The sequence below is a fragment of the Pantoea sp. SM3640 genome (assembly GCF_015654165.1).
Lineage (GTDB): Bacteria > Pseudomonadota > Gammaproteobacteria > Enterobacterales > Enterobacteriaceae > Pantoea > Pantoea vagans.
In genome coordinates this window covers 3,658,708-3,678,880 of sequence record NZ_CP064872.1, presented here as the reverse complement: position 1 = coordinate 3,678,880, position 20,173 = coordinate 3,658,708, and the positions used below count along the sequence as shown (strand labels likewise).

General features: G+C 56.5%; 18 protein-coding genes. 14 read left to right on the top strand and 4 right to left on the bottom strand.

What is annotated here, in order from left to right; genetic code table 11:
• The first annotated feature begins 26 nt into the window (after positions 1–26).
• Positions 27–2,297, top strand: a complete 2,271-nt coding sequence (metE, locus tag IV493_RS17055; protein ID WP_195857485.1) for a 5-methyltetrahydropteroyltriglutamate--homocysteine S-methyltransferase — start codon at positions 27–29, stop codon at positions 2,295–2,297.
• A gap of 50 nt (positions 2,298–2,347) precedes the next feature.
• On the opposite strand, the gene IV493_RS17050 is transcribed toward metE, so the two are convergent.
• Positions 2,348–3,181: a dienelactone hydrolase family protein gene (locus IV493_RS17050; protein ID WP_013359708.1), complete on the bottom strand. Its 834-nt coding sequence runs from the start codon at positions 3,179–3,181 to the stop codon at positions 2,348–2,350.
• A gap of 304 nt (positions 3,182–3,485) precedes the next feature.
• Between IV493_RS17050 and udp the strand changes: the two genes are divergently transcribed.
• The 10 genes from udp to tatD all read left to right on the top strand — a co-directional run bounded on the left by udp (position 3,486) and on the right by tatD (position 12,976).
• Positions 3,486–4,247 carry a uridine phosphorylase gene (gene udp, locus IV493_RS17045; protein WP_195857484.1) on the top strand — a complete coding sequence of 254 codons (762 nt, stop codon included), beginning with the start codon at positions 3,486–3,488 and terminating at the stop codon, positions 4,245–4,247.
• A gap of 92 nt (positions 4,248–4,339) precedes the next feature.
• Positions 4,340–5,608 carry a tetratricopeptide repeat protein gene (locus IV493_RS17040; protein ID WP_195857483.1) on the top strand — a complete coding sequence of 423 codons (1,269 nt, stop codon included), beginning with the start codon at positions 4,340–4,342 and terminating at the stop codon, positions 5,606–5,608.
• An 85-nt stretch (positions 5,609–5,693) separates the two neighbouring features.
• Positions 5,694–7,193, top strand: coding sequence for a DNA recombination protein RmuC (gene rmuC, locus IV493_RS17035; RefSeq protein WP_195857482.1), 1,500 nt, complete (start codon positions 5,694–5,696; stop codon positions 7,191–7,193).
• Positions 7,194–7,268: 75 nt separating this feature from the next.
• Complete coding sequence (gene ubiE / locus IV493_RS17030) at positions 7,269–8,027, top strand: bifunctional demethylmenaquinone methyltransferase/2-methoxy-6-polyprenyl-1,4-benzoquinol methylase UbiE (RefSeq protein ID WP_195857481.1); 759 nt, start codon at positions 7,269–7,271, stop codon at positions 8,025–8,027.
• A gap of 11 nt (positions 8,028–8,038) precedes the next feature.
• Positions 8,039–8,644 carry an SCP2 domain-containing protein gene (locus IV493_RS17025; RefSeq protein ID WP_195857480.1) on the top strand — a complete coding sequence of 202 codons (606 nt, stop codon included), beginning with the start codon at positions 8,039–8,041 and terminating at the stop codon, positions 8,642–8,644.
• Positions 8,641–10,278 carry a ubiquinone biosynthesis regulatory protein kinase UbiB gene (gene ubiB, locus IV493_RS17020; protein ID WP_033734835.1) on the top strand — a complete coding sequence of 546 codons (1,638 nt, stop codon included), beginning with the start codon at positions 8,641–8,643 and terminating at the stop codon, positions 10,276–10,278. The genes IV493_RS17025 and ubiB overlap by 4 nt, the downstream gene beginning before the upstream one ends.
• Positions 10,279–10,387: 109 nt before the next feature.
• A complete protein-coding gene (gene tatA, locus IV493_RS17015; protein WP_009088506.1) occupies positions 10,388–10,642 on the top strand; it encodes a Sec-independent protein translocase subunit TatA in 255 nt (84 codons plus the stop codon).
• A gap of 3 nt (positions 10,643–10,645) precedes the next feature.
• Positions 10,646–11,347 carry a Sec-independent protein translocase protein TatB gene (gene tatB, locus IV493_RS17010; RefSeq protein ID WP_195857479.1) on the top strand — a complete coding sequence of 234 codons (702 nt, stop codon included), beginning with the start codon at positions 10,646–10,648 and terminating at the stop codon, positions 11,345–11,347.
• Positions 11,347–12,105, top strand: a complete 759-nt coding sequence (gene tatC / locus IV493_RS17005; RefSeq protein ID WP_013359715.1) for a Sec-independent protein translocase subunit TatC — start codon at positions 11,347–11,349, stop codon at positions 12,103–12,105. The genes tatB and tatC overlap by 1 nt, the downstream gene beginning before the upstream one ends.
• An 88-nt stretch (positions 12,106–12,193) precedes the next feature.
• Positions 12,194–12,976: a 3'-5' ssDNA/RNA exonuclease TatD gene (gene tatD, locus IV493_RS17000; RefSeq protein WP_033734837.1), complete on the top strand. Its 783-nt coding sequence runs from the start codon at positions 12,194–12,196 to the stop codon at positions 12,974–12,976.
• Here the strand turns inward: tatD and rfaH are convergent.
• A complete protein-coding gene (gene rfaH, locus IV493_RS16995) occupies positions 12,973–13,461 on the bottom strand; it encodes a transcription/translation regulatory transformer protein RfaH (protein WP_033734838.1) in 489 nt (162 codons plus the stop codon). The two genes, tatD and rfaH, sit on opposite strands and share 4 nt — an antisense overlap.
• 206 nt (positions 13,462–13,667) lie before the next feature.
• On the opposite strand from rfaH, the gene pepE reads away from it, so the two are divergent.
• The 3 genes from pepE (at position 13,668) to fre (ending at position 16,701) form a co-directional block, all read left to right on the top strand.
• Entirely contained in the window at positions 13,668–14,393 is a 726-nt protein-coding gene (pepE, locus tag IV493_RS16990) for a dipeptidase PepE (RefSeq protein WP_013359718.1), read from the top strand.
• An 80-nt stretch (positions 14,394–14,473) separates the two neighbouring features.
• Positions 14,474–15,958: a 4-hydroxy-3-polyprenylbenzoate decarboxylase gene (ubiD, locus tag IV493_RS16985; protein WP_195857478.1), complete on the top strand. Its 1,485-nt coding sequence runs from the start codon at positions 14,474–14,476 to the stop codon at positions 15,956–15,958.
• Between the two features lie 41 nt (positions 15,959–15,999).
• Positions 16,000–16,701, top strand: a complete 702-nt coding sequence (gene fre / locus IV493_RS16980) for an NAD(P)H-flavin reductase (protein ID WP_008926461.1) — start codon at positions 16,000–16,002, stop codon at positions 16,699–16,701.
• 70 nt (positions 16,702–16,771) lie between these two features.
• On the opposite strand, the gene fadA is transcribed toward fre, so the two are convergent.
• Positions 16,772–17,935, bottom strand: a complete 1,164-nt coding sequence (gene fadA / locus IV493_RS16975) for an acetyl-CoA C-acyltransferase FadA (RefSeq protein WP_195857477.1) — start codon at positions 17,933–17,935, stop codon at positions 16,772–16,774.
• Positions 17,936–17,945: 10 nt separating this feature from the next.
• Positions 17,946–20,129: a fatty acid oxidation complex subunit alpha FadB gene (gene fadB / locus IV493_RS16970; RefSeq protein ID WP_195857476.1), complete on the bottom strand. Its 2,184-nt coding sequence runs from the start codon at positions 20,127–20,129 to the stop codon at positions 17,946–17,948.
• Between the last annotated feature and the right edge of the window lie 44 nt (positions 20,130–20,173).

The following is a 20,173-nucleotide window of genomic DNA, read 5'->3' as shown; positions in this document are numbered from 1 at the left end:
GTGAAAGATTATCTGGAGAACAGCATATGACTATCCTGAACCATACCCTCGGCTTTCCCCGAATTGGCCTGCGCCGTGAACTGAAAAAAGCCCTGGAGAGTTACTGGGCGGGCGACAGCACGCAGCAGGCTTTACTGGCAACGGGCCGAGAGCTGCGCGCCCGACACTGGCAACAACAGAAAGAGGCGGGGGTCGATCTGCTGCCGGTCGGCGATTTCGCCTGGTATGATCATGTGCTGACCACCAGCCTGCTGTTGGGTAACGTGCCCGCGCGTCATCAGAACAAAGAAGGGACCGTTGATCTCGACACGCTGTTTCGTCTGGGGCGCGGTCGTGCGCCGACTGGCGAGCCTGCGGCGGCGGCAGAAATGACGAAATGGTTTAACACCAACTATCACTACATGGTGCCGGAATTTACTCAGGACCAGACCTTTAAACTGACCTGGACTCAGCTACTGGATGAAGTGGATGAGGCGCTGGCGCTGGGCCACAACATCAAACCGGTGCTGCTGGGACCGGTGACGTATCTGTGGCTGGGTAAAGTTAAAGGTGAGCCGTTTGAACGTCTGTCGCTGCTGGAAAGGATTCTGCCGGTCTACCAGCAGGTGCTGGCAGAACTGGCGAAGCGCGGCATCGAATGGGTTCAGATCGAGGAACCCGCCCTGGCGCTGGAGCTGCCACAGACGTGGCGCGATGCGTTTAAACCGGCGTATGACGCCCTGCAGGGGCACAGTAAGCTGCTGCTGACAACCTATTTTGACAGCATCGGCCAGAACCTTGATGTCATTCGTAAGCTGCCGGTACAGGGCCTGCATGTCGATCTGGTCCATGGCCGCGATGATATTGAGCATCTGAATCAGCAACTGCCCGCCACCTGGCTGCTGTCGCTGGGCGTGATTAACGGTCGTAACGTCTGGCGCGCCGATCTGAGCCGCTGGTTCAGTCGCCTGCAACCGCTGATCAAAGAGCGTCAACAACTGTGGATCGGATCTTCCTGCTCGCTGCTGCACAGCCCAATCGATCTCTGCGTCGAGACCCGTCTGGATGATGAGGTCAAAAGCTGGTTCGCCTTTGCGCTGCAGAAATGTGCTGAGCTTTCACTGCTGAGTCAGGCACTGAATAACAATGATGCGACGCTGCTGGACGCCTGGAGCACACCGGTGCGTGCCCGTGCTCACTCCCGCCGCGTGCATAATGCGGCCGTGGGACAGCGGCTGCAGGCCATTACGCCGCAGCACAGTGAGCGCCAGAACGCCTATCCGGTGCGGGCAGCGCTGCAGCGTCAGCGTTTCAATCTGCCCGCGTGGCCCACTACCACCATCGGCTCATTTCCGCAGACCACTGAAATTCGCGGCCTGCGCCTCGACTTTAAACAGGGCCGTCTCGACAGCAACCATTACCGCACCGGCATCGCGGAGCACATCAGACAGGCGATTACCGAACAGGAGCTACTGGGACTGGATGTGCTGGTGCACGGTGAAGCGGAACGTAACGACATGGTTGAGTACTTCGGCGAGCATCTGGAGGGATTTGTCTTTACCCAGAATGGCTGGGTGCAGAGCTACGGTTCCCGCTGTGTGAAACCGCCTGTGATCATCGGCGATGTCAGTCGTCCAGAGGCGATTACCGTTGAGTGGGCGAAGTATGCGCAGTCGCTGACCGACAAGCCGGTAAAAGGAATGCTGACTGGCCCGGTGACGATTCTGTGCTGGTCATTTCCGCGTGAAGATGTGTCACGGGAAACCATCGCGAAGCAGATCGCGCTGGCGCTGCGTGATGAGGTGGAAGATCTGGAGAAAGCAGGCATTGGTATTATTCAGATCGATGAGCCTGCACTGCGTGAAGGTCTGCCACTGCATCAGTCTGAGTGGGCGGACTATCTGAACTGGGCGGTGGAGGCGTTCCGGCTGAATGCGGCGGTGGCGCAGGATGAAACCCAGATTCATACGCATATGTGTTACTGCGAGTTTAACGACATCATGGACGCCATCGCGGCGCTGGATGCGGATGTGATCACGATTGAAACCTCACGGTCTGACATGGACTTACTGGAGTCGTTCGAACACTTCGACTACCCGAATGAAATCGGCCCCGGCGTCTATGACATTCACTCGCCTAATGTTCCCAGCGTGGCGTGGATAGAGGCACTGTTGCTGAAGGCGGCGAAACGGATTCCGGAAGCGCGGTTGTGGGTGAACCCGGACTGCGGTCTGAAAACGCGTGGCTGGACGGAGACGCGTCAGGCGCTGGCGAATATGGTGACGGCGGCAAAGAAACTGCGTGGTGAGACGGCGTAGGAAAGGGACCGGGTGGCAAAAACAGGGGCGCAGAAGCGCCTCTTGTTCATTTATTTTGCTGCAACGCCATACTGCCTGAACCAGGCCAGCATCCGCTGCCAGCCATCATTGGCTGATTCAGCATGGTAGCTCGGGCGGTAGTCAGCATTAAACGCATGTCCCGCCTCGGGATAGACGATGATCTCGGCGGTCGCATTAGCGGCATGCAGCGCCTGACGCATCTGCTCGACGCTCTCCAATGGAATACCGTCATCCTGACCACCATACAAACCTAACACCGGCGCACTCAAATCGACCGCAACATCAATTGGATGCTTCTGTTGCTTCAGCGTGCGCTCACCGATTAATCGTCCATACCAGGCAACCGCGGCGCGTAGCTGTGGGTTATGCGCGGCGTAGAGCCAGGTAATGCGGCCACCCCAGCAAAAACCGGTGATGCCCATGCGACGGATATCACCGCCGTTACGTGCTGCCCAGTTAGCGGCATGATCGAGATCGGCCAGCACCTGCGTATCCGGCACTTTGCTGACCAGTTCGCTGAACAGGGTCGGGATATCGTTATACTCAGTCGGGTCGCCTTCGCGGAAATAGAGCTCAGGTGCAATCGCCAGATAGCCTTCCAGTGCCAGACGACGGCAGATGTCCCGGATGTGTTCATGGACGCCAAAGATCTCCTGCACTACCAGCACCACAGGCAATGGGCCTTCCGCTGAGTGCGGTTTTGCAAAAAACGCTGGCATGTTTTCGCCCTGGCTGGGCACTGAGGTTTCACCTGAGTGAATTGCCGGGCTTTCGGTAATAATGGTGGTAGAGGCGGTGGGCTGCACGGCAGGGGCAAAGCCGCCCGTCGCCGGTTTTTGTGCCATAGTGTCACTGGGTTTCATTATTCTCTCCGTGCAAGCATTTGCGCAATCACGTAACTATAGCCTGGCCGTAAAGCGTCTGCGTCCAGGTGTCGGGTAACAGAATCAGCAGCGAATAAAATCATCCACCTCTTTAACACTGCGCCGACCCTGACACAGCCTCGCTAAGGGCTATCCGGAAGAATAAGACGTAATTGTGTGATTAAAATCACATTTAATCTTCCGTGAAATGTAACTTTCATTTTCTTAAGTGAATGTTGTCACATATTTATCGGGCGTGCTGGCGTAGAGTGACGCGCTACCTTCCCTTAACAGGAGTCTGAAAATGACACAGTCTGACGTTTTCCATCTTGGCCTGACAAAAGCCGATCTGCAGGGCGCGACCCTGGCGATTGTGCCGGGCGACCCGGAGCGTGTGAAGAAAATTGCCGGACTGATGGAAGATGCCACGCATCTCGCCTCACACCGTGAATTTACCTCCTGGCTGGCAAAACTTGATGGTAAGCCGGTCGTGGTCTGCTCAACGGGCATCGGCGGTCCTTCTACATCGATTGCGGTCGAAGAGCTGGCGCAGCTTGGCGTGCGTACCTTCCTGCGTGTCGGTACCACAGGTGCTATTCAGCCACACATCAACGTCGGCGATGTGCTGGTGACCACCGCGTCCGTTCGCCTGGACGGAGCAAGCCTGCATTTTGCCCCGATGGAATTCCCGGCTGTCGCTGACTTCGCCTGCACCACCGCGCTGGTTGCCGCCGCTGAAGCCTGTGGCACGAAAACCCACATTGGCATCACCGCCTCTTCTGACACCTTCTATCCGGGCCAGGAGCGCTACGACACCGTTTCAGGCCGCGTCGTCAGTCGCTTCAAAGGATCGATGAAAGAATGGCAGGAGATGGGCGTGCTTAACTATGAGATGGAATCTGCAACGCTGTTAACCATGTGCGCCAGCCAGGGTCTGCGAGCCGGCATGGTAGCTGGCGTGATTGTGAACCGCACTCAGAAAGAGATTCCGGATGCGGTTACCATGAAGCAGACTGAAAGTGACGCAGTGAAGATTGTGGTCGAAGCGGCGCGTCGTTTATTATAACGCCCGCGTCTGGCAGCAGGTTTTTTGTCCAGACTCAAAACCTGTTGCCGGTAGTTAACGGCGCGTAACATCAGTGAAACCTGAGAGTTTTTATGCGCAATACGATTCCTGTCCGACGTCCTGTCCCTGGCGCTAATCCTGCGGCAATCAATGCCCGGCTGGAACGCAGTGCCGAACGTTTTCGCGCTGCCATGCAGGAGGGTGACCACGCGCTGGCTGCCCGGTGCTGCGAAGAAGTCTTGCGCTCAATGCCCAATCAGATGCAGGTGCTGAGCGACTACGCGCTCTGCCTGCTGCGTCTGGGTCAGTACAATAAATCGTACAAAATCTACCAGAAAATTTATCAGTCACCGCCCGCGGTGCAGGCCACGGCCTCTGAAACCTGGCTGGATGGCTTAACCGAAGTGTGCGGCTGGCTGGATAAAAAGAAAGAGGTGGCACGTTTTGGTCTGGCGTCGCTGATGCGCTCTGATGCGCGTTTCAGTCAGGGACAGCGTGCCGCGTTTCCTGCTCCGCAACCTGAGCCTGTCGATCTCAGTCAACCGCACCAGAATGTCATCGCTTTCTGCCTGTATGGCGATCAGCCCCGCTATTGCGAAACGCTGATTAAAAACGTTGAGGTAGCGCCTGAGTTCTATCCTGGCTGGGTTTGCCGCATCTATCTTGATGACAGCGTGCCGCAGCATGTCTGGCAGCGCCTGAACCAGCCACACGTCCAGCTGGTCGATATGTCTCACGAGAAAACGCTGTTTCCGACCCTGTGGCGTTTTCTGGTGCTCGACGATCCGACGGTGAAGCGCTTTATCGTGCGCGATGCCGACTCGCTGCTTTCGGAGCGCGAAGCGGCCGCGGTTAACGCCTGGCTGGCGTCGCCTTACTGGTTCCACCACATGCGCGACTACTTCTCTCATACCGAACTGCTGCTGGCGGGAATGTGGGGCGGCTGTCACGGCGTCTTTCACAACGTGGAACAGGCGATGCGTGATTTCATTGCCCGGTATCAGGGCAGTCAGCGCTTCACCGATCAATATTTTCTTAAAGTGGCGTTATGGCCGACAGTGCGTGAAAGCCTCCTGAGCCATGATGAGCTGTTCAGTTTTCATCAGGCCCGGCCGTGGCCTGATCATGCGCCCGTGCGCTGGCAGACGCCGCATTTCCACGTTGGCAGCAATGCCGGTTTTGCCAGTATGACCGGTAAATCCAGCGCCCCTGAGGGCAGCAGACAGCGCGTTGCGATCACCTCCGGCGAGACAACCTGGCATTATCTGGCGCAGGTCAAAAACGGCGAGTGGCTATTGCCGATGCCATTCTTCCTGATTGATGAGTGGCAGGCTGGAAAGCTGACGGTAGCGGCCCTGTAAGGCGCTGAATGCCGGTAAATTTATCTGGACATTCATACAGTGCGACTCTACCTTTTTCCTCAGCAGCCTGAGTCGCGGGGAAATCATGGATCAGCACATCATTATCAGCGCCTGTCTGGCGCTGGCCGGGTTGGGGATTGGCTGGATGCTGGCACAGTTACGTGCCGGCCATCAGGTCGCCAGTTTTCAGACCGAGCGCCGTCTGCAGGAAGAGGCGCAACAGCGCCAGCAGCAGCAAATCGAACAGCTTCAGCAGCAGACGCAGCAGCGTGAGCATGAGCTGCGTCAGCTTCATGGCGCGCTGAGCGGGGCGAATGAGCGCCTGCAACAGCTCGATTACTGGCGCAATGAAAGCGAACAGCTTAATCGTGAACTGCGCAATCAGCTGGAGGTGAACAGCGCGCAGGAAGCAGAGCTGCGCGAAGTGACCATCCGCCTTGAAGAGACCCGTTTTGCCGCTGAAGAGAAACAGCGCCTGCTGACCAACAGCGAACAACGCCTCAGCGCCCAGTTTGAAAACCTCGCCAACCGTATTTTCGAAAACAGCGGCCGTCGCGTCGATGAACAGAACCGCCAGAGTCTGGACGGGCTGATTGGCCCGCTGCGTGAACAGCTGGATGGCTTTCGCCGTCAGGTGCATGAAAGCTTTGGTGCAGAAGCGCGTGAACGGCACACCCTGACTCATGAAATCCGGCAGTTACAGCAGCTGAATGCGCAGATGGCGCAGGAGGCACTTAACCTGACCAAAGCGCTCAAGGGCGACAATAAAATCCAGGGTAACTGGGGTGAAGTGGTGCTGAGCCGGGTACTGGAGGCCTCCGGGCTGCGTGAAGGCTACGAATATGAAACCCAGGTCAGCATCCAGTCAGAACAGCAGGGCAGGATGCAGCCGGATGTCATTGTGCGTCTGCCGCAGGGTAAAGATGTGGTGGTGGACGCCAAAATGACGCTGGTGGCCTATGAGCGCTACTTCAATGCGGATGATGAGATCGAACGTGAGCAGGCGATCCAGGAACATGTCAGCGCGATGCGAGCGCACATTCGCCTGCTGGGACGAAAAGATTATCAACAATTGCCCGGTTTACGGTCGCTGGATTATGTGTTGATGTTCATTCCGGTCGAGCCGGCTTTTTTGCTGGCGATTGACCGTCAGCCTGAGCTGATTGGCGAGGCGCTGCAGCAAAACATTATGCTGGTCAGTCCCACCACGCTGCTGGTGGCGCTGCGTACCATTAACAATCTCTGGCGCTATGAGCATCAGAGCCGCAATGCGCAGCGTATTGCTGACCGGGCCACGCGCCTCTATGACAAGATGCGACTGTTTGTCGATGACATGAGCGGCATTGGTCACAGCCTGGATAAGGCGCAGAACAGCTATCGCGAGGCGATGAAAAAGCTGGCAGAAGGGCGCGGCAACCTGATTGCGCAGACGGAAGGATTTCGTGCGCTGGGCGTGGAGATCAAACGACCCATCAATCCCCAGCTGGCCGAGCGGGCCATGCCGGAAAACCGGGCCGCTGACGACGCAGATGACGACAGGGATGCGGATGAAAGTGAGAGTCGTGTGAGACGCCTCCACGAATAGTATGGGCGCAGCGTGCCTGACTTCCGTGACTCTGATACACTTCGGGAAGTATTGTTTGTGGAGCAGGTAAAACCGATGGCAGATGAATCACAGCAGGAAACTACCCATTTTGGCTTTCAGACGGTCGCCAAAAGCGAAAAAGCTGACAAAGTCGCGGATGTGTTTCACTCCGTAGCAGCAAAATATGACCTGATGAACGATTTGATGTCGTTTGGCGTCCATCGTATCTGGAAGCGTTTTACCATTGACAGCAGCGGCGTACGTCGCGGTCAGCGCGTGTTAGATCTGGCGGGTGGTACCGGCGATCTCACCGCCAAATTCTCTCGCCTGGTGGACGAAACCGGTCAGGTTGTCCTGGCGGATATCAACAGCTCCATGCTGAAGATGGGCCGCGAAAAACTGCGCAATCAGGGCGTGGTGGGCAACGTGAGTTACGTCCAGGCTAACGCAGAAGCGCTGCCTTTCCCCGATAACTATTTCGACTGCATCACCATCTCTTTTGGTCTGCGCAACGTCACGGAAAAAGAGAAGGCGCTGGCCTCCATGTTCCGCGTCCTTAAGCCGGGCGGACGCCTGCTGGTGCTGGAGTTCTCTAAGCCTGTTCTGGATCCGCTGAGCAAAGCGTATGACGCTTACTCGTTCCACATTCTGCCGCGCATCGGACAGCTGGTAGCGCAGGATGCAGAGAGCTATCGCTATCTGGCCGAATCAATCCGCATGCATCCCGATCAGGAGACCCTGAAAGCGATGATGAACGATGTCGGTTTTGAAAATACCACTTACTCCAATATGACCGGCGGCATTGTTGCGCTGCATCGCGGATTTAAGTTCTGAGTGAGATGGTAATGAACCTGACGCCCTTGATTACCGCGGGTCTGGAAACGGCGCTGAACCGTATTCTCTATCGTGATCGTGGCCTGAAAGCGGCGCGGCAACGCCTGAATGGCAAAGTGCTGACGCTGCGCCTGAGTGAGTTTTCGCATCCGCTGGTGCTGGTTTTCAGTGAGCAGCAGTTGGACGTATTAGCGGACTGGCAGGATCGCAGTGACTGCACGGTGATCACCTCGCTGAAAACGCTGCCTAAGCTGCGCGATCGCCAGCAGCTGACGCCGCTGATCCGCAGCGGTGAGCTGCAGGTTGAAGGTGACCTGCAGGTGGTGCAGCAGTTATCAGCGCTGATGGATCTGGCTGAGCTGGATCCGGCAGAATATCTGGCTCCCTGGGTCGGCGATATCGCCGCTCAGGGCATCAGTCAGCGCTCACAACAGGCATTCCGCTTTTTCAAAGGTGAAGTGCAGCGTCGCCAGGATTATCTCGGACAGGCCATTACCGAAGAGTGGCGTGTTGCGCCTGGCTCGCTGGAGTTAGCCTGGTTTTCTGAGGAGGTCGACGCGATGGAACGTTCGCTTGAGGCGCTTGATGCGCGTCTGGCGCAGCTGGAGGCAAAATGAGTTTTGGAGAGATCCGCCGTTTATATCTGATCATGAAGGTCTTTCTGACCTATGGCCTTGATGAACTGATCCCTCAGACACGCCTCACTTTCCTGTTTCGTCTGTGGCGTCGCTCTGTTTTCTGGATCCCGAATCTGTATAAGCATGAACCGATTGGCGCACGCATGCGCATGGCGATGGAGCAACTTGGGCCGGTCTGGATCAAGTTTGGCCAGATGCTGTCGACGCGTCGCGATCTTTTCCCGCCGCTGATCGCCGATCAACTGGCAATCCTGCAGGACCGCGTTGCGCCGTTCGATGGCGTCAAAGCCAAAGCGCAGATTGAAGCCTCAATGGGCGCACCGATTGAAACCTGGTTTGATGATTTTGATATCAAGCCCCTGGCGTCGGCATCCATTGCGCAGGTACACACCGCCACACTGAAATCGACCGGTAAGAAAGTGGTCATCAAGGTGATTCGCCCCGATATTTTGCCGGTCATCAGAGCGGACATGAAGCTTATCTATCGCCTGGCACGCTGGGTTCCGCGTCTGCTGCCGGATGGCCGTCGTCTGCGTCCGGTCGAGGTGGTGCGCGATTATGAGAAAACCCTGCTTGATGAACTGAATCTGTTACGCGAAGCCGCCAATGCCATTCAGCTGCGCCGGAACTTTGAAGATAGCCGTATGCTCTATGTGCCGGAAGTCTATTCAGATTACTGCAGCGAAACTATGATGGTGATGGAGCGCATCTACGGCATTCCGATTTCAGACGTAGCGACGCTGGAGCGTCATGGTGTGAACATGAAGCTGCTGGCAGAGCGTGGCGTGCAGGTCTTCTTCACCCAGGTTTTCCGCGACAGCTTCTTCCATGCGGATATGCACCCGGGCAACATTTTTGTCAGCTATGAGCATCCGGAAGACCCGCAATATATCGGCATCGACTGCGGTATCGTGGGTTCGCTGAACAAAGAAGATAAGCGTTATCTGGCAGAAAACTTCATCGCCTTCTTCAACCGTGATTACCGTAAGGTCGCGGAGCTGCACGTTGACTCAGGCTGGGTGCCGCCCGATACCAACGTTGAAGATTTCGAGTTTGCGATCCGTACGGTCTGTGAGCCGATTTTCGAAAAACCGCTGGCTGAGATCTCCTTCGGCCATGTGCTGCTGAATCTGTTTAACACCGCACGCCGCTTCAATATGGAAGTGCAGCCGCAACTGGTATTACTGCAAAAAACGCTGCTCTATGTGGAAGGGATTGGCCGTCAGCTCTATCCGCAGCTCGACCTGTGGAAGACGGCTAAGCCGTTCCTGGAAGACTGGATTAAGGATCAGGTCGGTTTGCCCGCTATTATTCGTGCGGTCAAAGAGAAAGCGCCATTCTGGGCTGAAAAGTTACCTGAGTTGCCAGAACTCTTTTACGACAGCATGCGCCAGCACAAACTCTTACGGCACAGCGTCGATAAGTTAGTGGGCGACATGAACGCGCAACGCGTCCGTCATCATCAGGCGCGATACCTGTTTGGCGTCGGTGCAACGTTGCTGTTAAGTGGAACGGCGGTGCTGCTCACCCGACCGGACTGGGACTTCTTCCCGGCGGTGCTGATGGCAGCGGGAATCGTCTCCTGGTTAATCGGCTGGCGTAAGACAAACTGATTGTCACGTCTGTTTAAAAAAAGGTAATGTCGCTGGCTAAAGCCCGGTTAAAAAGGGCACTCTGTCCTGCATTACCTTATCGTTTTCACAGAATATTAGAGGCTATCTCATGGGCGGTATCAGTATCTGGCAATTGTTAATCATTGCCGTGATTGTTGTTCTTCTGTTCGGTACCAACAAATTACGTAATCTGGGTTCAGATTTAGGTTCTTCGATTCGTGGCTTCAAAAAAGCCATGAGTGACGAGGATGACAAAAAGGATCAGCCGAAAGAGCAGGACGCTGACTTCGCGGCCAAAACACTGGCGGACAAACAGCAAACGTCGGCTAACAAAGAAGAAGCCAAGAACGACAAGCAGGTGTAAACCGTGTTCGATATTGGTTTTAGTGAACTGGTATTGGTGTTCGTTATCGGGCTGATTGTTCTCGGCCCGCAACGTTTACCGGTTGCGGTGAAAACAGTGGTCGGCTGGATCAGGGCGATTCGCTCGCTGGCAGCCAATGTACAACATGAACTGGCGCAGGAGCTCAAGCTGCAGGAATTGCAGGAGAGCCTGAAAAAGGTGGAAGAAGCGGGCCGCGGTACGCTCTCCCCTGAGCTGAAAGAGTCGATGGAAGAGCTGCGTAAAACCGCGGATTCAATGAAACGCTCGGTCAGTCAGAGTATCGACATTGAAAAAGAGGAAGATGAGGCGAACACCATTCATTCGGCTCAGCACAGGCATGTACCTCAGGCGGCTTCTGAGACGGTGCAGGCATCTGAACCTGGCCCGGTTGAGCCTTCGGCAACGCCGGCTAGCGCAGAACATCAGGCCAGTGCCCCGGCCCAGGCTCCCGCTGCGGTTTCAGATTCAGGTCCGGCCGTGCAACCTTCTGCGGCACCTGCCGCAGTCGCCACGGCTCCGGCACAGGCTCCATCCGCGGTTTCATCCGCTCCGGCTGTGCAATCCTCTGCCGCACCTGCCGCTGTGGCCAGCGCTCCGGCTCAGGCGCCTGCGAGTGATGTTGCCAGACCGGCAGATTCTGCGCGTAATCCCGCAGCCTCCTCTTCTGCAAGTGATGAACGATAATGGCCGTTGAAGATACCCAACCGCTCATCAGTCATCTGATTGAGCTGCGTAAGCGACTACTGAATTGCATTCTCGCTGTATTAGCGATTTTCCTGGTGCTGGTTTACTTCGCCAATGACATCTATCAGTTGGTCGCGGCACCGTTGATCAGCCAGATGCCGGTTGGATCGAGCATGATCGCGACCGATGTGGCCTCACCGTTTTTCACCCCGATTAAGCTGACCATTATTGTGTCGGTGTTTCTTGCGGTGCCGGTGATCCTCTATCAGGTCTGGGCCTTTGTCGCCCCGGCGCTCTACCGGCATGAGCGTAAGCTGGTTATGCCGCTGCTCTTTTCCAGCACCTTCCTGTTCTATTTCGGTGTGGCCTTTGCCTATTTCGTGGTCTTCCCACTGGCATTTGGCTTTTTTACCAAGACCGCACCGATTGGCGTCACCGTCGCAACGGATATCTCTAAATACCTCGATTTTGTCATGACGCTGTTTATGGCATTTGGCGTGGCGTTCGAAGTGCCGGTAGCGATTGTGTTGCTGTGCTGGACCGGGATCACCAGTCCGGAAGAGTTGAAGAAGAAGCGCCCCTATATTCTGGTGGGTGCCTTCGTGGTCGGGATGTTGCTCACACCGCCGGATGTTTTTTCCCAAACTTTGCTCGCTATTCCGATGTACTGCCTGTTTGAAGTCGGCGTATTCTTTTCCCGGTACTACGTGGGTAAAGGCCGACGCTTACAGGATGAGGAAGAGAACACCGACGCCTGATGCTGACAGCCTTACCCGCACTGGCGGGAAGCGTTCACTCCAAACCGCCCTGATGGGCGGTTTTTGTTTATAAACAGTGGGAAATATTATGTTTGATATCGGTGTAAACCTGACCAGCACGCAATTCGCCTCCGACCGGCAAAAGGTGGTTAAACGCGCGCGTGATGCGGGCGTCACCGGCATGCTTATTACCGGCACTAACGCGCTGGAGAGCCAGCAGGCTCAGCGACTGGCTGAAGCTCAACCCGGCTTCTGCTGGTCTACTGCGGGCGTTCATCCTCACCATGCCAGCGAATGGTCCACGGAAATCGCCAGTACCCTGCGTCGCCTGGCTGAAAAACCGGAAGTGGTAGCTATCGGTGAGTGCGGGCTCGATTTCAACCGCAACCTGTCGGCGCATGAGCAGCAGGAGTATGCGTTTGACGCGCAGCTGGCGCTGGCGGCCGAACTCAACATGCCGGTGTTTCTGCACTGCCGTGAAGCCCATGCCCGTTTCGCTGCGGTACTTGAACCCTGGCTGCCGAAACTGGCTGGTGCGGTGATTCACTGCTTTACCGGCACCCGTGATGAGCTGGAGGCCTGTCTGGCGATGGGATTATCGGTGGGGATTACGGGCTGGGTTTGCGATGAGCGTCGTGGGCTGGAATTGCGCGAGCTGCTGCCGCTGATTCCGGCTGACCGGCTGCTGCTGGAAACGGATGCGCCTTATCTGCTGCCACGCGACATGCGTCCGCGCCCAACCTCACGCCGGAACGAACCCTGCTTTTTACCGCATATTGTTAATCAGGTGGCGACATGGCGAGGCGAGAGTGCTGAGGAACTGGCGACCCGCATCGATCAGAATGCGCGGACGTTGTTCCGACTGGCTTAAATCTTACGGAACTGCTTGTTATCGACGCTGCGCATCACCTGCTTGTTCAGCAGATTCAGCAACAGAATCGAGCGCGTTTCACCATCCGGCTCGGCAAAAATGGCGCGCAGCCCTTCAAACGTCCCCTCGGTGATGACGACTTCATCGCCGCTTTGTGGTGTCTCAGGGTCAAGCAGGATTTGCGGAACGTCGGTTTCCAGCGCTTCTATCACCGCCGATGGCACGGTTGCGGGCGTGGTGCCAAAGCGCACGAAGTGACTGACACCGCGTGTGCTGCTAATCGTCGTGGTGTGAATCGCTTCCGGATCGAATTCGATAAACAGATAATTTGGAAACAGTGGCTCACTCACCGTGGTGCGTTTGCCGCGCACGATTTTTTCCAGAGCGATCATTGGACTGAGGCAATGCACTTCCTGCCGCTCCAGATGCTCCTTCGCGCGCAATAGCTGTCCACGTTTGCAATAGAGTAAGTACCAGGATTCCATAACTGCTCCCATTGAATGGACGCTAAGAATAGCAAACCTGCTGCCAGAGTTATAGCGCAGGGGCAGGGTAAAGCGTCCTGCAGCGAAAATAAACTGAGACTTTTCCTAACATGCCGGATGGCAGTAAAAGCATTGATGGGTAATTGACGGCGGCTATTGCTCTGTATCAGACTCGATGACCATCACATCTGCACAAGGATCCTCTGATGGAACTCTTTCTGTTGAGCAATGGCAAGCTGGCGGATGATGCGCCGTTGCTGGGCTATGCGCAGCCACAGCTGCACGCCATGATCGCGCGACGCGCTATCCGGTCGGCGGTACTGATCCCCTACGCAATTATTCGTGGCGATCAGCAGCAGCGCGCTGATGAGCTCAGCGCTTCTCTTGGAATTCAGGTGGAGCGGGTTCAGGCATTCGCTTCGCCAGCTGATGCAATTGCCCAGGCAGAGCTGATTTTAGTCAGCGGTGGCAACACCTGGTTTCTGAATCAGATGCTGCATGAACAGGGTCTGATCGGAGCGATTCAGCGCGCGGTGCGGGAGCGGCAGGTACCCTATGTCGGCTGGAGCGCAGGCTGCAACGTGGCAACGCCCTCAATCCGTACCACTAACGATATGCCGGTACGCAGCAGCGTGGTGTTACCTGCGCTGGGCCTCTTTCCGGTGCAGATCAATCCCCACTATCTGGATGCCAGCGTCAGCGGCCACATGGGCGAAACCCGTGACGAACGTCTGGCGGAGTTCTGTGCCGTTAACCCTGCTGAGTCGGTCATTGCGCTGCGTGAAGGCAGTTTTCTGCATCTACATGACAACCAGCTGCGTTATCACAGCGTGCGTAACGAAGATTTTAAACTGTTTCGCCACGGCGAGCCGATTCAGGGGTATCACGATGCCCGTGCGTTACAACCGCTGGTTCCCTTTCAGTGCGTATGAGGCGGCCATATAAACCTCAGCAACTCCGTGTAATCAGACCTATAATGGCCGACTCACTCTGGCCGGAAAGCTAAAGCCGCATGAAATATCACGATTTAAGAGACTTTCTCGCGCTGCTCGAACAGCGCGGTGAGCTAAAGCGCATTACCCAGACGATCGATCCTGAACTGGAAATGACCGAAATTGCCGACCGTACCCTGCGTGCCGGTGGCCCCGCCTTGCTGTTTGAAAACCCGAAAGGGTACGACATGCCGGTGCTGTGCAATCTGTTCGGCACGCCAAAGCGCGTGGCCATGGGCATGGGCCAGGAAGAAGTCAGCGCACTGCGTGAAGTGGGTAAACTGCTGGCCTTCCTGAAAGAGCCGGAGCCGCCAAAAGGCTTCCGCGATCTGTTCGATAAGATGCCGCAGTTTAAGCAGGTCCTGAACATGCCAACCAAACGCCTGCGCAATGCACCCTGTCAGGAAGAGGTGTTCAGCGGCGATGAAGTCGATCTGACGCGTATTCCGGTGATGAAATGCTGGCCTGGCGATGCGGCACCGCTGATTACCTGGGGACTGACCGTCACGCGCGGCCCGCATAAAGAGCGGCAGAATCTTGGCATTTATCGACAGCAGGTGATCGGCAAAAACCGTCTGATTATGCGCTGGCTGTCGCACCGTGGCGGCGCGCTCGATTATCTGGAGTGGACGAAAGCGCATCTGGGTGAGCGTTTTCCGGTCTCGGTGGCGCTGGGTGCCGATCCCGCCACCATTCTCGGTGCCGTCACGCCGGTGCCTGACACGCTGTCAGAATATGCGTTTGCCGGGTTGCTGCGCGGCAATAAAACCGAAGTGGTGAAGTGCCTGTCGAACGATCTTGAAGTGCCGGCCAGTGCGGAAATCGTACTGGAAGGGTATATCGAAGCGGGCGATATGGCGCCAGAAGGACCTTACGGCGATCACACCGGCTACTACAATGAAGTAGACAGCTTCCCGGTGTTTACCGTGACACATATTACGCAGCGCCATAAGCCTATCTATCACTCCACCTACACCGGCCGGCCGCCGGATGAGCCTGCGGTGTTGGGTGTGGCGCTGAATGAAGTGCTGGTGCCAATCCTGGTGAAGCAGTTCCCGGAGATCGTGGACTTCTATCTGCCACCGGAAGGTTGCTCATACCGGCTGGCGGTTGTAACGATTAAAAAGCAGTATGCCGGGCATGCGAAACGTATCATGTTTGGCGTCTGGTCGTTTTTACGGCAGTTCATGTACACCAAATTTGTTATTGTGTGTGACGATGATGTTAATGCGCGTGACTGGAACGACGTGATCTGGGCCATTACCACCCGTATGGATCCGGCCCGCGATACGGTATTAGTAGAAAATACCCCGATCGATTATCTCGATTTCGCCTCACCTGTTTCCGGGCTGGGGTCGAAAATGGGGATGGATGCGACCAATAAGTGGCCAGGTGAAACGCAGCGTGAATGGGGCACACCCATCGTTAAAGATCCGGCGGTTACCGCGCGCATTGATGCTATCTGGGATGAGCTAGGTATTTTTGATCAGCCGCCACAGCGTTGATGGCGAGCACAACCATAAAGACGACCCGACAGAGGGAACGCATGACAACGTTAAGCTGTAAAGTAACTTCGGTTGAGGCGATTACCGACACGGTCTATCGCGTTCGCCTGATCCCTGAAGCGGAATTCAGTTTTCGCGCGGGACAGTATCTGATGGTAGTGATGGATGAGCGCGACAAGCGTCCGTTCTCGCTGGCCTCAACGCCGATGGAAAAAGATATTATCGAGCTGCATATCGGCGCGTCCGATCTGAATCTCTATGCCATGGCCGTAATGGACCGCATCCGTAACGATCGCCAGATCACGGTTGATATGCCGCACGGCGATGCCTGGCTGCGTGAAGAGAGCACTAAACCGCTGATCCTGATTGCAGGCGGCACCGGTTTCTCCTATGCCCGTTCGATTTTGCTCACCGCACTGGCGGAACAGCCAGAGCGCGACATCGCCATTTACTGGGGCGGACGTGAGCTTAAGCATCTGTACGATATGGATGAGCTGGATGCGCTGGCCGTGAAGCACCCGAACCTGAAGGTGATCCCGGTCGTCGAGCAGCCTGAAGCAGGCTGGCAGGGCCGTTCTGGTACGGTACTGACCGCAGTGATGCAGGACTTCAGCACGCTGAGTGAGCATGAGATCTACATTGCCGGACGTTTTGAGATGGCAAAGATTGCCCGCGATCGTTTCTGTGCCGAGCGTGGCGCAGTGGAATCACAGATGTATGGCGATGCGTTTGCCTTTATCTGATTCCCGGTAGCAGACAGAAAAAACCCGCCGATCAACGGCGGGTAAATCTGACAAAGTAAGACTCAACGTATTAAAGACGCTCGAATACGGTTGCGATCCCCTGGCCCAGTCCGATGCACATGGTGGCGAGGCCAAAACGGGCATCGCGTCGTTCCATGATGTTCAGCAGCGTAGTGCTGATGCGCGCACCGGAACAGCCCAGCGGATGACCTAAAGCAATCGCGCCGCCATTCAGATTGACCTTCTCATCCATCAGTTCCAGCAAACCTAAGTCTTTAATACAGGGCAGGGTCTGCGCGGCAAAGGCTTCGTTCAGCTCAAACACGTCGATTTCACTGACGCTCAGTCCCGCCCGTTTCAATGCCAGTTTGCTGGCCGGAACCGGTCCGTAGCCCATGATCGACGGATCACAGCCGACCACTGCCATGCTGCGGATACGTGCACGTGGCGTCAGTCCCAGTTCACGGGCGCGTGATTCACTCATAATCAGCATGGCGGCCGCGCCATCGGACAGGGCCGACGACGTACCCGCTGTGACGGTGCCATTCACCGGATCGAAGGCGGGTTTAAGCGCCGCCAGGCCTTCGGCGCTGGTCTCCTCGCGGATCACCTCATCGAAATCATAGCGCTTAAGAATGCCGTCGCTGTCGTGACCATAGGTGGCGACAATTTCCGTTGCGAAGTCCCCGCGCTGTGTGGCCTGCCATGCGCGCTGGTGCGAACGCAGGGCGAACGCATCCTGCTGCTCACGGCTGATATGATGCATACGCGCCAGCATCTCGGCGGTTAAGCCCATCATGCCCGCAGCTTTAGCGACGGTGCGGCCCAGGCCGGGATGAAAGTCGACGCCGTGATTCATCGGCACGTGTCCCATATGCTCCACACCGCCAATCAGGCAGCACTGCGCATCGCCGACCATAATGGCGCGGGCCGCATCGTGCAGCGCCTGCATTGACGAACCACACAGCCGGTTAACGGTCGTGGCCGGCACAGAGTGCGGGATTTCGGCCAGCAGCGCGGCGTTACGCGCGATATTAAATCCCTGTTCCAGCGTCTGCTGTACGCAGCCCCAGACGATATCGTCGAGGGATGCCGGGTTCACCGCCGGGTTGCGGCTCAGGATTTCGCGCATCAGGTGCGCGGAGAGATCTTCAGCGCGCACGTTCCGAAAGGCTCCGCCTTTTGAACGTCCCATTGGCGTGCGCACCGCATCAACAATCACCACATTTTCCATCTTCTTGCCCTCAGGCGCTTTTCAGCGCGGCTTCATCAATCGGTTTGGCGGCGGGATACCAGCTTTCATGCTGATGGGCTTTCTGTACCAGCAGCGCAGGCAGGGCATACAGGCCACCAAGCGCGCTGTAGCGCCGGGCCTGATCGACCACATTGCTGTTGCCCAGGGTATCGAGGTAGCGGAAAGCACCACCACGGAACGGCGGGAAGCCGAGGCCATAGACCAGCGCCATATCCGCTTCTGCTGGCGAAGCGATAATCTTCTCTTCCAGGCAGCGCACGACTTCATTCAGCATCGGAAGCATCATACGGTTCAGGATCTCTTCATCGCTGAAGACCCGCGCGGGCTGACAGACCTGTTGCAGCAGCGTATCCACTTCAGCATCCGGCACTTTCTTCAGCTTGTCCTTTTTATCCTCTTCCCAGCGCCAGAATCCTTTGCCATTTTTCTGACCAAAACGACCGGCATCAAACAACAGATCGATCGCATCGCGATAGTCGTGCTTCATGCGATCCGGGAAACCATCCGCCATAACACTTTGCGCGTGGTGCGCGGTATCGATGCCCACCACATCCAGCAGCCATGAAGGCCCCATCGGCCAGCCGAACTGTTTTTCCATCACTTTGTCGATCTGACGGAAATCAGCGCCGTCGCGCAGCAGCAGGCTGAAAGCAGCGAAGTAGGGGAACAGCACCCGGTTCACAAAGAAGCCGGGGCAGTCATTCACCACGATAGGCGTTTTGCCCATTTTGCTGGCCCATGCCACCACTTTACTCAGTGTCGCTTCACTGGTTTTCTCGCCACGAACCACTTCGACCAGCGGCATACGCGGCACCGGATTGAAGAAGTGCATGCCACAGAAGTTTTCCGGGCGCTGCAGCGCCTGCGCCAGCTGGCTGATAGGAATGGTTGAGGTATTGGAGGCCAGAATCGCATCCTGACGCAGATGCTGTTCGGTTTCCGCCAGCACTTTGGCCTTGATCAGCGGGTTCTCGACCACGGCTTCCACCACCACATCGGCCTGGTCAAAACCGGCGTAATCCAGGGTGGGCTGAATAGTGGCGATCACACTGGCGAGTTTACTGCCGTCGATTTTGCCGCGCTCCAGCAGCTTATTGAGCAGCTTGCTGGCTTCATTCATCCCCAGCGTTAACGCCTGCGGATTAATGTCTTTCATTCTGACTGGCACGCCTTTCCAGGCAGACTGGTAGCTGATGCCGCCACCCATAATGCCCGCGCCCAGTACCGCTGCATGAGCCGGAGCGCCGCTTTCGCTGCCGCGTTTTTTCGCCAGACTTTTAACGTACTGGTCGTTGAGAAAGATGCCGACCAGTGCGCGGGCTTCATCAGACTGCGCCAGCGGCACAAACGCTGCCGTTTCAAGTTTCAGCGCATCATCACGACCCAGGCTGGCCGCCGCTTCAATCGTTTTTACGGCCATCAGCGGAGCGGGATAGTGTTTACCTGCGGTCTGCAGCACCATCGCTTTCGCAATCGTGAAGCTCATCGCCGCTTCAATCGGGCTGAGTTTCAGCGGTGCCAGTTTCGGTGCACGGCGTGCGCGCCAGCTGTCATCTGCGGCAGCGGCCTTAAGCATGGTGATCCCCGCCTCGCGCAGTTTCTCACGCGCCACGACCGCATCGACCAGACCGAGTTTCAGGGCGGCATTGCCATCCACATCTTTACCCGCTGCAATAATTTCCAGCGCACTGTCGGCACCCAGCAGGCGCGGCAATCGCACGCTGCCACCAAAGCCGGGCATGATGCCAAGTTTTGTTTCCGGCAGGCCAATACGGGCATCCGCAGTGGCGATACGCAGATCGGTTGCCAGTACGCATTCGCATCCGCCACCCAGCGCATAGCCGTCAATGGCGGCCAGGGTTGGCACCGGTAAATCTTCAAGACGGTTGAAGATGCTGTTGGCGTAGCTCAGCCACTGACTCAGTTTTTCGGTGGGTGCATCAAACAAAGAAAGGAACTCGGTGATATCCGCGCCCACAATAAAAGCAGGTTTAGCGGAGCTCAGCAGCAGGCCGCGCAGGTCTGGCTGCTGTTCCAGCACCGCAATCGCCTCGCCCAGACTGGCGACCGTTTGCGTATCGAGCTTATTGACCGAGCCTGTAGCGTCAAAAACCAGCTCGGCGATGCCATCGTCCAGCCAGTGAAGAGTAAGGTTAGCGCCTTGGTAGAGCATGTGCGTCTCCTGAAACCGCGAAAGGTGATCTGGTCATACCAGAT